This is a genomic window from Streptomyces sp. NPDC008150 (genome assembly GCF_042956945.1).
In the GTDB taxonomy this organism is placed as follows: domain Bacteria; phylum Actinomycetota; class Actinomycetes; order Streptomycetales; family Streptomycetaceae; genus Streptomyces.
Genome location: NZ_JBIBHJ010000015.1, coordinates 198848 through 211774 on the forward strand (window position 1 = coordinate 198848; position 12927 = coordinate 211774).

Here is a 12927-nt window from a genome sequence, read left to right on the forward strand (position 1 = left end):
TCAGACCCCCTCGGACTGGCGGGCGGCGGCCAGCCGGACCGCGTCCATGATCTTCTCGTAGCCCGTGCAGCGGCACAGGTTGCCGGAGAGTGCCTCCCGGATGTCCGCGTCGCTCGGGCTCGGCGTGCGCTCCAGCATCTCGTCCGCGGCGACCAGCAGCCCCGGCGTGCAGAAGCCGCACTGCACGGCTCCGGCGTCGATGAACGCCTGCTGCACCGGGGAGAGGCGGTCGCCCGCGGCGGCCCGCGCGTCCTGCGGACGGGCTTCCCAGCGCCGGGCCTCGTCGAGGGAGGTGCCGTCCGTCCGCGCGCCGTCCGCCGCGCCGTCCCGGGCCCGCCGGGCCGCGTGGTCGGCGAGGCCCTCGACGGTCACGACGTCGCGGCCCTCGGCCTGCCCGGCGGCGACCAGGCAGGAGCAGACGGGCACGCCGTCGAGGCGGACCGTGCAGGAACCGCACTCGCCCTGCTCGCAGGCGTTCTTGGAGCCGGGCAGGCCCATGCGCTCGCGCAGGACGTAGAGCAGGCTCTCGCCCTCCCAGACGTCGTCGGCCTCCTGACGGCGTCCGTTGACGGTGAAGTTGACGCGCATCAGGCTGCTCCCTCGGTGACGCGGGCGGTGCCGCGGTAGGACTCCCAGGCCCAGGTCAGCGTGCGGCGGGCCATGATGCCGACGGCGTGCCGGCGGTAGCCGGCCGTGCCGCGGACGTCGTCGATCGGGTTGCAGGCGGCGGCACACAGATCGGCGAACTGCCGTGCCAGGGAAGGGGTGATGACCGCCCCGCTCTCCCAGAAGCCGCCCTCGTCGAGCGCGGCGTTGAGGAACTCCTCGGCGGTGCCCGCCCGCACGGGGGTCGGCGCGGCGGACCCGATGCCGGTGCGCACGGTGCGGGTGGCCGGGTGCAGGGCGAGGCCGAAGGCGCACACCGCGATCACCATGGCGTTGCGGGTGCCGACCTTCGCGTACTGCTGCGGTCCGTCGGCCTTCTTCACGTGCACCGCGCGGATCAGCTCGTCCGGGGCGAGGGCGTTGCGCTTGACGCCGGTGTAGAACGCGTCGATCGGGATGCGCCGGGTGCCGCGCACCGACTCGGCCTCGACCTCCGCGCCCGCCGCGAGCAGCGCGGGGTGCGCGTCGCCGGCCGGGGACGCGGTGCCGAGGTTGCCGCCGACGCCGCCGCGGTTGCGGATCTGCGGCGAGGCGACGGTGTGCGAGGCCAGGGCGAGGCCCGGCAGCTCGGCGCGCAGGTGCTCCATGATCCGCGTGTAGGGCACGGAGGCGCCGAGCCGTACGGTCTCCTCTCCGGTCTCCCATTCGTAGAGATCACCGATACGGGTCAGGTCGAGGAGGTACTCGGGCCGGCGGTGGTCGAAGTTGATCTCGACCATCACGTCGGTGCCACCCGCGATCGGTACGGCGGTCGGATGCTCCGCCTTGGCGGCGAGAGCCTCCTCCCAGCTGGCGGGGCGAAGGAAGTCCATGACCGGCTCTCTTCTTCGTCTCGTGGGGCGTGGGGACGGGCCGGATCCGGTGCGGCGGGGCCGGCTCGTTCATGTGCTGTTCACGCTCGATGGGCCCAGTACACAGCGCACTGCTCCAACGGGGTCAGTCACCGAAACCATGAAGGAGTTGGCTGGCCAGTGAGGTCATCTTGTAGATTCATATGAACGGACGCCTCGGGCAATCTCCTCGCTTTCCTCCGGAAATCCGCGGGAAACACGAGGTGCGGGCCGGGACGCCGGAAGACCGACCGGGCGCCGGGCCCCCACCCAGGTATCACCGTAAGTTGCGAGAACAAGGAACGGCGGCGACACGAACATGCGGCTGCGCGCACTGCTGGACACCGACGCGCTGGGCCTCAGGCTGCTCGGCGGCGAGAGCGAGCTCGACCGCACGGTGCGCGGGGTGATGACCACCGACCTGCGCGACCCCAGCCGCTACCTGTCCGGCGGCGAACTGGTGCTGACCGGCCTGGCGTGGCGCCGCGACGCCGCGGACTCCGAGCCGTTCGTACGGCTGCTCGCGCAGGCCGGTGTGGCGGCGCTCGCGGCGGGCGAGGCCGAGCTCTCGGGCGTGCCCGCCGACCTGATCGACGCGTGCGTGCGGCACCGGCTGCCGCTGTTCGCGGTGGACGAGTCGGTCGCGTTCGCGACGGTCACCGAGCACGTCGTACGGCAGGTGTCGGGCGAACGCGCCGGTGATCTGGCGGCCGTCGTGGACCGGCACCGCCGGATGATGACGCCGGGTCCCGCGGGCGGCGGCCCGGAGGTCGTCCTGGACCTGCTCGGCTCGGACCTGGACCTGCGCGCCTGGGTGCTGTCGTCCGCCGGCCGCGTCATCGCGGGCTCCAAGGCCGCCGGGGGCGCGCCCCCGGCGGAGGTGTGCGCGCGGCTCGCGGGCGAGCACCTGGCCGCCGTGCGCGGCGGGCGGCGCGGGCCGCACCGCGTCCTGGCCGGGGGCACGGCCTACTCGGTGTTCCCGGTGCGCGGCGGCGGCCGGTCCCCGCGCGGACCGCGCGACGTCCGCGACACCGTCCTCTCGGACTGGCTGCTCGCCGTCGAGGCCGACGCGGGCGACTGGCCCGCCGAGCGCCTCGACCTGCTCCAGGGCGTCACCCAGCTCATCGCCGTGGAGCGCGACCGCCGCGACGCCGGGCGCACCGTCCGCCGCCGCCTCGCGCAGGAGGTCCTCGAACTGGTCCAGACGGGCGCCCCGCCCGCCGAGATCGCCGCCCGGCTGCGGGTCGCCGCGCCCGTGCTGCTGCCGGGGCTGGGGGCCGCGCCGCACTGGCAGGTCGTCGTGGCCCGCGTCGAGTGGACGGACGGCGGTGGCACCGGCCAGGACGCCGACGCGGGCGGCGCCGCCGCGCAGGCGCTCCTGGAGGAGATCCTCGTCGACCCGCGCGCCACCGGACCCGAGCCCTCGGACCGGATAGCCGTCGCCCACGTCGGCGGCGAGGCGGTCGCGCTGGTACCGCTGCCGTCGGTGTCCGCCGAGCACGACGGCACGGAGTCCGGCGTCGTCGCCGACGCCCTGCTCGCCGCCGTGCGCGAGCCCCTCGCGGCCGGCCTCGGCGGCGACGGGCGGATCACCGTCGGCGTCAGCGCCGCCGTGCACTCCGCCGAGGGGCTGCGCGGCGCGCTGGAGGAGGCACGGCACGCCCGCCGCGTCGCCGCCGCCCGGCCCGGCGCGGTCTGCGCCGCGGGACACCAGGAACTCGCCTCCCACGTCCTGCTGCTGCCCTTCGTGCCCGACGACGTGCGCCGCGCCTTCACCGCCCGGCTGCTCGACCCGCTGCGCGACTACGACCGCCGGCACCGCGCCGAACTGATCCCGACCCTGGAGGCGTTCCTGGAGTCCGACGGCTCCTGGACCCGCTGCGCGGGCAGGCTGCACCTGCACGTCAACACCCTGCGCTACCGGGTGGGCCGCATCGAGCAGCTGACCGGCCGGGACCTGTCCCGCCTGGAGGACAAGCTCGACTTCTTCCTCGCGCTGCGCATGAGCTGACGCCCGCGCGGGCCTGCCCGCGCGAGGGCGCGCCGCGACCGGCGGGCGTGCCGCGGACGGCCGGCGCGCACCGTGCGGCACGGCCCGCGGCCGGTCGGATCCCCACCACTTTGTGAAAACATTCACCCATCCCCTTGGCCCGGCCCGGTGATCGGTGCTGGAATGCCGCCACCACTCAACTGGCTCGACGGCGTGCTCGGGGAGGGCAACGTGGCGCATACCGCCATGTCTGGTAACGGAACGACCGACGACGATCCACTCCAGACCGCGGTATGGCGGCTGAGATCCCGCGCGTGCTGGGTCGACGCGGCGGCCCTGCTCCGGCGGGACACCGCCGACGCGGCCCTCCAGCGGGCCTCGCTGCTCGTGGAGCGCTGTCTCTACACCGAGGCGGGCTGGGCGGAGGCCGAGGACGCGCTGCGCACGGCCGAGGCCCTGGCCCACGGCGACGAGGAACGGGGCGCCGCCGCCTGCGAACGCGGCCAGCTCGCCTACGCGGCGACCCTGCACCGGGTGCGGGACCGGGCGGACGAGGCGCGGGCCGCCCTCGGCCGCGCGGCGGCCCTGCTCGCGCCGGGCGGTCCGGGCCGGCCCCTGCTGGACTTCCGGCGCGGACTGCTCGCCGAGAACCTGACCCGCTCCCCGCAGGCCGCGCGGGCCGCCTATCGCCGGGCCCACGCGGGCGCCACCACCCGCCCCGATCCCCTGCTGCTGTCGTGCACCTGGCGCCACCTCGCCGGACTCGCCCTCCAGGAGGGCGAGTTGGCGGAGGCCCGGCACGGCTTCGCGGAATCCCTGCGGATCCGCGAGGAGTTGGGCTACCTCGTCGGCACGGCGCCGGCGCTGGCGTCGCTGGCGGACGCGGCACCCGAACCCGAGGCGTCCCGGCTGCGCGAGGAGGCACGCCGGCTGTTCAACCTGCTCGGTGGCGTACCGACCTGGCTGGCGGGGCGGTTGGCGCCGCCGGAGACGGGGGCCGCGAGCGCCTGAGGGCGCGGAGCCGGCGGAGGGGGCCGCCTCAGCGGGCGGCGGCGTAGTGCTCGCGCAGCAACGACCGTACGGCGTCGGTGTCGTGGGCGACGAGGGCGTCGAGCAGGGCGGTGTGCTCCGCCGCGTCGGCGATCAGGTCGGTGCGGGCGCCCCCCGCGGCCTCGCCGGCCGGCGGCCACTGGGCGCGCCGGTGCAGGTCCTCGGCGACGCGCACCAACTGCTCGTTGCCCGCGAGGGCGAGCACCGCGCGGTGGAAGGCGCGGTCCGACTCCGCGTACGCCGCACGGCAGCCGGTGGACGCGGCCCGTACCGTCGCCTCGGCGAGCGGCCGCAGCCTCGCCCACCCCTCCGACGGCACGCCCCGCACCAGACGCAGCACCACTGGTACCTCCAACAGGGCCCGTACCTCGGCCAGTTCGGCGAGTTCTCGCGGGCCGCGCACCGTGACGCGGAAGCCCCGGTTGGGCACGACCTCGACGGCGCCCTCCAGGGCGAGCTGCTGCATCGCCTCCCGCACCGGCGTCGCGGAGACACCGAACCGGTCGCCGAGGGCGGGGCCCGAGTACACCTCGCCCGGGACCAGGTCACCGGCGAGCAGCGCCGCGCGCAGGGCGTCGAGCACCTGCCCGCGCACCGAGGAGCGCCGCACGACGGCCCGCGCCGGGAGCGCGGACGGCGGCCGGGCCGCCGCCGTGGGGCCGTCGGCCGCGCGACGGTGTCCGGCGGGCCCGGCGCCCGCGTGCCCGTCGCCCGCGTGCCCGTCGCCCGCGTGCCCGTCGGCGTCCGCGTACTCGGCGCCGTCCGCGTGCCCGTCGTGCACGTGCTCACCGCGGGTGTGCCCGCCGTCCGGGCCCGGACCGCCGGGGTGCTCGTCGCGCGCGGCGGGGGCCGGGACGCCGTACGGCCGGTCGGCGCCCCGGGCGCGGCCCTGCGCGGGGACCCGGGGGTCCTCGCCGCCGGCCGGACGTCCGGGAGTGCCCGTACCGGAGGAGCCCTGCGCGCCCTGCGTCACGGGTCCTCCTGGATCTCGCCGGTCTCGCCGGTCTGGTCGGTCCTGCCCGGCGGCCGGGGCGCGGCGCGCGCCGGGGCTCCGGGTCGTTTGCGTCCGGTTGTCACCGGTTCGTCAAGCACTTTAGGCGAACGGGGCCCCGGTTCACATTCCGTCCGCATTCGGTAAGGTGAGCCTTACCTTCGACGATGTGAATCGGTGGTCCCGGCATGCCTGTCCTCTCCTCGGCCACGGCCGACGCGTACGCCCGCCTCACCGAGGTGTATCCGTACCTGGCGGTGACCGAGCTGGGCCACGGCGAACGGCCCGCCGATCACGCGGACACCCGGTGGCTCGCGGTCGGCGCGCTCGCCGAGGGCGGGGCCGCGCTGGACTCCTTCCTCGCGTGGGACGAACGGCAGACGGTCGAGGAGTACGGGCGGCGCGCCCGCCCCGACGTCGTCGCCACCTTCGGACTGCACCGCTACGCCTTCCCCGCGACCCTGCTCGTCACGCTGCCCTGGTTCCTGCACCGCAGGGTGCCGCGCTATCCCGTGGGCAACGTCTGGTACGCCCGGGAGGCCGGCCGCTTCGCGGTGCTCCCCGGGGACTTCGCGTGCCTGCCCGGCGACCCCGCGGCACTGCTGCCCGGCGCCCGGGTCGTGCCCGACGAGGAGGCCCTGCGGACGGAGGTGCGCGCGGCGGTCGCGGAGCACCTGGAGCCGCTGCTCGCCGCGTTCGGCCCGCGCATGCGCAGGCGCGGGCGGGCGCTGTGGGGGATGGCGACCGACGAGATCGTGGACGGCCTCTGGTATCTCGGTGAACTCCTCGGCGAGGAGGAGCGGGCCGTGCGCGAACTGGAACTGCTCCTGCCCGGCGCCACCCTGCCGTACATCGGCACCGCCGGTTTCCGCGAACTCAGCGGCCCCGACGGGCAGTCGCTCCAGACCCGGGACCGGGCGAGCTGCTGCATGTACTACACGCTGCGGCCCGACGACACGTGCGGCACCTGTCCGCGCACCTGCGACGCCGACCGCGTCGCCAAGATCACCGCCGCCGCGGCCTGAACCCATGCCCCGCGTCCGCCCGCGGGGACGCCCGGCGCGCTACTCCCGGTCCACCGGGGCGGTTTGAGGCACCCTCAGGCGAGGACGCCCCCGCCCACGTCGTAAGATCGTCGACGCCGGTACGCCCGTGCGGTGACAGGCGGTTCACAATTTCCTCACCTGTCGCAGGAACTTTCCGCCGAACCACCTGTACGGGTACTCTTATTCGAACTCAACTCCCGCCCCTCATGCGGCAGTTCGAGCAACTCGTCGCCCCTGCGCATCCCCGTGCACTCCGTTGGCGGCCTCTTGCCCCGAAACCCTCTGAGGGACGCCGGGATTGGGTCACTATGGCGGGCGTTACGCCCTATCCCAATGCAAGGGACCCCAGATGAGACTGACCGACATATCGCTGAACTGGCTGCTTCCGGGCGCCGTGCTGCTCCTGGGCATGCTGGCGGCGGTTGCGGTGCTCGCGCGCGGCAAGCGCTCCTCGGGGAAGAGTGCGGGCGCGGACGATTCGTGGGAGCGCACCGAGGAGCGCCGCCGGCGCAAGGAGGCCGTCTACGGCACCGCCTCGTACGTCCTCCTCTTCTGCTGTGCGGCGGTCGCCGCCGCACTCTCCTTCCACGGCCTGGTCGGATTCGGCCAGCAGAACCTCGGCCTCACCGACGGCTGGGAGTACCTCGTCCCGTTCGGTCTCGACGGCGCGGCCATGTTCTGCTCCGTGCTCGCGGTGCGCGAGGCCAGCCACGGTGACGCGGCGCTCGGTTCCCGCATACTCGTGTGGACGTTCGCCGGTGCCGCCGCCTGGTTCAACTGGGTGCACGCGCCCCGGGGTGTCGACCACGCGGGCGCTCCCCAGTTCTTCTCCGGCATGTCCCTCTCGGCCGCCGTCCTCTTCGACCGCGCGCTGAAGCAGACCCGTCGGGCGGCACTGCGCGAGCAGGGTCTGGTGCCGCGTCCGCTGCCGCAGATCCGCATGGTGCGCTGGCTGCGGGCCCCCCGCGAGACGTACAAGGCGTGGTCGCTCATGCTCCTCGAAGGTGTCCGCAGTCTTGACGAGGCGGTCGACGAGGTGCGCGAGGACCAGCGCCAGAAGGAGGAGAACCGCCGGCTGCGGCGCGAGCAGGAGCGCGTCGAGCGCGCCCACCTGAAGGCACTCAGCCGCGGGCAGCGCAGCCTCGGCCGGGGCCGCGACCACCGGCCCGAGGTGCAGGCCGTCGAGCGGGGCTCCGCGCCGAGCTCCGCGGAGCCTGCGATATCGGCCCCCGAGCCGCTTCCCGCCCGTACGCCCCGCCCGTCCCTGACGCCCGCGCGGCGCACGGCGGAGCCCGTCGTCGACCTCACCGCGGAGGACGACACAATGGCCCTGCCGCGTCTCGACTCCCTTGAGCGCAAGCTCAAGGACCTTGAGCAGCAGTTCGGTTAGGACCGGACCGTCCCGGAGGGGGGGGGGGGGGGCGGCGGGGGGGGGGGGCCCCCCCCCCCCCCCCGGGCCCCCGCGGCGGGGGGGCGGGGCGGGGGGGGGGGGGGGGGGGGGCCGGGGGGGGCCGCCCCCGCCGCGTGCGCCGGCGGGCGTGCTGTTGGGCCCCGGGCCGCCCCCCGCCGGCCCCCCCCCCGCCCCCTCCGGTTTCCAGCCGGTCAGGCCGCGTCGGCGGCCAGTTCGTACCAGACCGACTTGCCGACCGCGTGCGCGCTCACGCCCCACGCGTCGGCGAGTGCCTGCACGAGGATCAGTCCCCTGCCGTGGGTGCCGTCGTCGGCCGGACCGCGCAGCGACGGACGGTGGGCGGCGAAGTCCCGTACCTCGACCCGGAGTTTGCGTGCGGTCAGGGTCACCGCGAGGACCGCGTCGTGCTCGGTGTGCACGAGGGCGTTGGTGACCAGCTCGCTCGTGAGCAGTTCCGCGGTCTCCAGCACCGGGGACGCGACCCGGTGGCGCAGGAAGTCCCGCAGCGCGCGGCGCGCCCCGGCGACGGCGCACAGGTCGGCGCGGGGCAGCCTGCGTTCCAGACGCGCCCCGGCGGGCCCCGGGTACGCGCCCGGCCCGGCGGACGGCGAACCGGACGCGCCGGGGCCCGAAGGGCCGCCCGCCGCCGGGCCGTTGCCCGTACCGCCGCCCGGCGCGGGTGCCGCGCCGCCGGCCTTGCGCGCCGCACCCTCCTCGGCCGGGGCGACTCCGATCCTCACGGGGCGTCCGCCCCGTCCCTGCCTCTCCATGTCCCCCGCCCGTGCGCCGATGCCGCTTCCCCTGCTGCTCGAACACGTTCACGGGGATCCATGCCCGTCCACGGAGCGAGACAGTCATCACGGAGCGTCAAAGAAGCAGCAACGGCCTTTTGGCAAGGGGCAGTTGGCAGTCGGCCGTCAAGGGCGCGGCACGTTGCGCAGATTGGAGCGGGCCATCTGCACCATCCGCCCCACGCCGCCGTCCAGGACCACCTTCGACGCGGACAGCGCGAAGCCCGTCACCATGTCGGCCTTGATCTTCGGCGGGATGGACAGGGCGTTGGGGTCCGTGACGACGTCGATCAGTGCCGGGCCCTTGTGCCGGAAGGCGTCCTTGAGGGCGCCTGCCAGCTCCTTCGGCTTCTCGACGCGCACACCGTAGGCGCCGCAGGCGCGGGCAACGGCGGCGAAGTCGGGGTTCGTGTTGGTGGTGCCGTACGCGGGCAGGCCGCCGACCATCATCTCCAACTCGACCATGCCGAGGGAGGAGTTGTTGAACAGGACGACCTTCACCGGCAGGTCGTACTGGACGAGGGTGAGGAAGTCGCCCATCAGCATGGAGAAGCCGCCGTCGCCCGACATCGAGACGACCTGGCGCTCACGGTCCGTGAACTGTGCACCGATCGCCATGGGCAGCGCGTTGGCCATCGAGCCGTGCGAGAACGAACCGATCACGCGGCGGCGCCCGTTGGGGGTGAGGTAGCGGGCGGCCCACACGTTGCACATACCGGTGTCGACCGTGAACACGGCGTCCTCGGAGGCGACTTCGTCCAGCACGGAGGCCACGTACTCCGGGTGGATCGGTACGTGCTTCTCGACCTTGCGCGTGTACGCCTTCACCACGCCCTCAAGGGCGTCCGAGTGCTTCTTGAGCATCCGGTCGAGGAAGCGCCGGTTCTCCTTCGGCCTCACCCGCGGCGTCAGAGCGCGCAGGGTCTCCCGCACGTCGCCCCACACCGCGAGGTCGAGCCGGGAGCGGCGCCCGAGGTGCTCGGGCCGCACGTCGACCTGGACGATCTTCACGTCGGTCGGCAGGAACGCGTTGTACGGGAAGTCCGTGCCGAGCAGGATCAGCAGGTCGCACTCGTGGGTCGCCTCGTAGGCGGCGCCGTAGCCGAGCAGTCCGCTCATGCCGACGTCGAACTTGTTGTCGTACTGGATCCACTCCTTGCCGCGCAGCGCGTGCCCCACCGGCGACTTGACCTTCTCCGCGAACTCCATCACCTCGGCGTGCGCGCCCGCCGTGCCGCTGCCGCAGAACAGGGTGACCTTTCCGGCGGCGTCGATCATCTCCACGAGCCGGTCGATCTCCGCGTCGCCGGGCCGCACCGAGGGCCGCGACGTCACGATGGCGGTCTCGGGGGCCGACTCGGGCGCGGACTCGGCGGCGACGTCGCCGGGCAGCGTGACGACGCTGACGCCCGACTGCCCGACCGCGTGCTGGATCGCGCTCTGGAGCACCCTGGGCATCTGCTGCGGGTTGGAGATCATCTCGCTGTAGTGGCTGCAGTCCTGGAACAGCCGGTCGGGGTGGGTCTCCTGGAAGTAGCCGAGGCCGATCTCGCTGGAGGGGATGTGCGAGGCGAGCGCGAGCACCGGGGCCATGGAGCGGTGGGCGTCGTACAGCCCGTTGATCAGGTGCAGGTTGCCGGGGCCGCACGATCCCGCGCACGCCGCGAGCGTCCCGGTGACCTGGGCCTCCGCACCCGCGGCGAAGGCGGCCGTCTCCTCGTGCCGTACGTGGATCCAGTCGATCGCGGAGTTGCGCCGGATCGCGTCGACGACGGGGTTGAGGCTGTCGCCGACGACGCCGTACAGGCGCTTGACGCCGGCACGGACGAGGATGTCGACGAACTGCTCGGCGACGTTCTGTTTGGCCATGGTGTCGGGTGCCCCTTCGGTCTCCTCGGATCCCTCTGGGTTCCATGGAGGCACAGCCCGCGCGCTCACGCCTCCCAAACGGCCGCCGCCGTGCGGTCGTCCGCGTACCCCTTCACGCGGGTCTGCGTGTGGGCGAGGAACGCCGCGAGGCCCGGCGGGACGGGGCCGGACCACTGTCCGGCGAGATGGTCGCCGAGCGCGGCCTCGCCCCGCAGCGGCCCGGCGAGGCCGTCCGTGCACATCAGGAGCGCGTCACCCGGCCGGGCGACGGAGGCGCGGAACCTGAAGGGCTCGCGCACGGGTTCGGGGGCGGGCTCGTAGGGACTCGGGGGTGTCGGAATGCCGAGGTCCATGGTGAGCCGGTCGCCCTCCGGGGTCTCGGCCGGTCCGGCCCCGAAGCCGACGACGGCGTCCCCCGCGGCCTCGGAGACCCGCGGTTCGATGTCCTGCCACACGCCGTCGCGCAGCCGGAACAGTCCGCCCTCGCCGACGCCGAAGAAGACACGGGTGCGGCAGGCGGGGTCGGCGGACAGCAGCAGGCAGCGCAGGGTGGCGGCGTACTCGTCCGGTTCGACCCCGCGTTCCGCGGCCCGTGAGCGCAGCCGGCCGAGGCTGCGGTCGGTGAGCCGGTGCAGACCCGACTTCAGGTCGCCGCGCCGGGCCGCGCGGATGTCCTCCGCGAGCCGGACCTGGCTGAGCCCGACCGCGCGCGCGATCCACCGGCACGCCTCGGCCGCCGCGTGGTGCGCGCCGGGGGTGGCACGCGCGCCGGTCGCCATCGCGACGAGGACGAGTGCCTGGTCGCCCGTGCCGAACCGGGCGGTGAGCAGCGCGTCGCGCCGCGGTTCGCCGCGGTACCGCGCGGAGTCGCCGCGCACGGAGGCGGCCCGCAGCGTGCAGGCGCCGTACTGGGCGCCGTCGAGCACCGTGTCGGGGACGAGGTCGTCGAGCCCGTCGGGGTCGGCGGGAGGCAGGGCGGTCGGTTCTGCCTCGTAGGTGGGCGGGCCGGAACCGATGTGGTCCACGGCGACGGGCGGCGCGGGGACGACCCGCGGCGCGGACTCGGCCGGCGGGGCGTCCGGGGCGGCCGGTACGGCGGCCTCCCGGCGCGCGTCGAGGTCCGGCTGGGTGGCCTCGCGCGGGACGTGGGCCGTGACGCCGCGGCCCACCGGGACCGCGTCGCCGGGCGGGGGCGGCGGGGTGCGCGGCGGCGGGGGCACGGCGGCGGGCGGGGCGGAGTGGATGTCGATGTGGTCGGTGTACGGGTCGGACGGGGCGGGGGGCGCTGCCGGGGCGGGGTGGATGTCCACGTGGTCGGTGTACGGGTCGGAGGGGAAGCTCGCGGGGCCCCAGGGCGCCCCCGAGGGGGGCCGGCCCGGCGCGGGCGGGCGCTCGGCGGCGGGCCCGGTGACGGGGGGCCGGTCGGGGACGGGCGGGGGCGCGGTGTCCTCGTCCCCCTCCCCCGCGTAGGCGACGTCGTCGTCCCGCGCGTACCAGGCGTCGGCCTGCCGCGCGTACACCGTGTCGTCGTCGGCGGCGTCGGCCGCCGCCTCGTCCTCCTCGGCGGACGCCTCCCCGTACCCCTGTCCCTCCGGGTCCCCGGTCGGCTCATACGCCGGGTCCTCGCCGGTGCGGCGGAGCGGGAGGGTGCCCGTGGGACGGTCGAACCAGGAGCCCGCGCCCGTCCCCGTCCCCCCGCCGGTCCGCGGACCGCGCGGCGGTACGGCGTCCTCCGGAGCGGCAACCGGAACCCGGGCGGGAGCCGGTGCCGGGGCCGGGGACGAACCCTGCGGCGCCGCCGTCCCGGTGGGCGTCTCCTGCCCCACGGTCCCGGACGCCGAGGCGAACCTGTCGTCCAGGGAATCACCGACGGCCGCGGGACCCGTGTCCTCGGCCGAGTCGTCGTACAGCTGTCCCCACCAGTCGTCGTCGCGTCCGGTGGGCGTTCCCCCCTGTTGGCTCATGACCCCAATTGTCCACCGCTCGGGCCCTGGTGAAACGGCGCAAGGCGAAATTCCGGGGACCGGCCGCACCGCGAGGGGGGCGTCGGAGGGCGCGCGGAAGAGCGTGCGCGAGGGCGCGCGGGAAGAGGCGCGGGAAGGGGCGCGAAAGGGCACATGGAACCCGCGTTCCCGGGATCGGGCGGCGGAAAAGAGAGATCGCCGGACGGTCCACCCCCCACGGGAGACCGTCCGGCGACTTCGGGGCGTACCGCCCCGGGCTCCGCTCCGTACCGCCGCACGTGGTGGTGGCGGGACGCGACCGGGCCGTGCGTCCGCGCGG

At 75.1% G+C, this 12927-nt stretch carries 10 protein-coding genes; 4 read left to right on the forward strand and 6 right to left on the reverse strand.

The window, feature by feature from the left end; genetic code table 11:
- A complete protein-coding gene (locus ACFZA0_RS31005; protein ID WP_391023078.1) occupies window positions 1–588 on the reverse strand; it encodes a 2Fe-2S iron-sulfur cluster-binding protein in 588 nt (195 codons plus the stop codon).
- A complete protein-coding gene (locus ACFZA0_RS31010; RefSeq protein ID WP_391023080.1) occupies window positions 588–1478 on the reverse strand; it encodes an FAD binding domain-containing protein in 891 nt (296 codons plus the stop codon). Before ACFZA0_RS31010 ends, ACFZA0_RS31005 begins: the two co-directional genes overlap by 1 nt.
- A 337-nt stretch (window positions 1479–1815) precedes the next feature.
- Between ACFZA0_RS31010 and ACFZA0_RS31015 the strand changes: the two genes are divergently transcribed.
- Window positions 1816–3507, forward strand: coding sequence for a PucR family transcriptional regulator ligand-binding domain-containing protein (locus ACFZA0_RS31015; RefSeq protein WP_391023081.1), 1692 nt, complete (start codon window positions 1816–1818; stop codon window positions 3505–3507).
- 225 nt (window positions 3508–3732) lie between these two features.
- Window positions 3733–4497 (forward strand): hypothetical protein, encoded by a 765-nt coding sequence (locus ACFZA0_RS31020; protein ID WP_391023083.1) that lies wholly within the window; start codon window positions 3733–3735, stop codon window positions 4495–4497.
- Window positions 4498–4525: 28 nt separating this feature from the next.
- Here ACFZA0_RS31020 and ACFZA0_RS31025 read toward each other — a convergent pair whose 3' ends face one another.
- The gene (locus ACFZA0_RS31025) at window positions 4526–5509 is read right to left on the reverse strand and encodes an FCD domain-containing protein (RefSeq protein WP_391023085.1); all 984 of its coding nucleotides are present in this window, start codon (window positions 5507–5509) and stop codon (window positions 4526–4528) included.
- Window positions 5510–5715: 206 nt separating this feature from the next.
- Between ACFZA0_RS31025 and ACFZA0_RS31030 the strand changes: the two genes are divergently transcribed.
- Window positions 5716–6552: a (2Fe-2S)-binding protein gene (locus tag ACFZA0_RS31030; protein WP_391023087.1), complete on the forward strand. Its 837-nt coding sequence runs from the start codon at window positions 5716–5718 to the stop codon at window positions 6550–6552.
- A 370-nt stretch (window positions 6553–6922) separates the two neighbouring features.
- Entirely contained in the window at window positions 6923–7963 is a 1041-nt protein-coding gene (locus tag ACFZA0_RS31035) for a DUF2637 domain-containing protein (RefSeq protein ID WP_391023088.1), read from the forward strand.
- A 212-nt stretch (window positions 7964–8175) separates the two neighbouring features.
- Here the strand turns inward: ACFZA0_RS31035 and ACFZA0_RS31040 are convergent, their stop codons facing one another.
- From ACFZA0_RS31040 to ACFZA0_RS31050, 3 genes are all read right to left on the reverse strand, one after another.
- Entirely contained in the window at window positions 8176–8547 is a 372-nt protein-coding gene (locus ACFZA0_RS31040) for an ATP-binding protein (RefSeq protein WP_391023218.1), read from the reverse strand.
- Between the two features lie 354 nt (window positions 8548–8901).
- Window positions 8902–10644 carry a pyruvate dehydrogenase gene (locus tag ACFZA0_RS31045; RefSeq protein WP_391023090.1) on the reverse strand — a complete coding sequence of 581 codons (1743 nt, stop codon included), beginning with the start codon at window positions 10642–10644 and terminating at the stop codon, window positions 8902–8904.
- A 65-nt stretch (window positions 10645–10709) separates the two neighbouring features.
- The gene (locus ACFZA0_RS31050; RefSeq protein WP_391023092.1) at window positions 10710–12608 is read right to left on the reverse strand and encodes a protein phosphatase 2C domain-containing protein; all 1899 of its coding nucleotides are present in this window, start codon (window positions 12606–12608) and stop codon (window positions 10710–10712) included.
- Window positions 12609–12927: the final 319 nt, after the last annotated feature.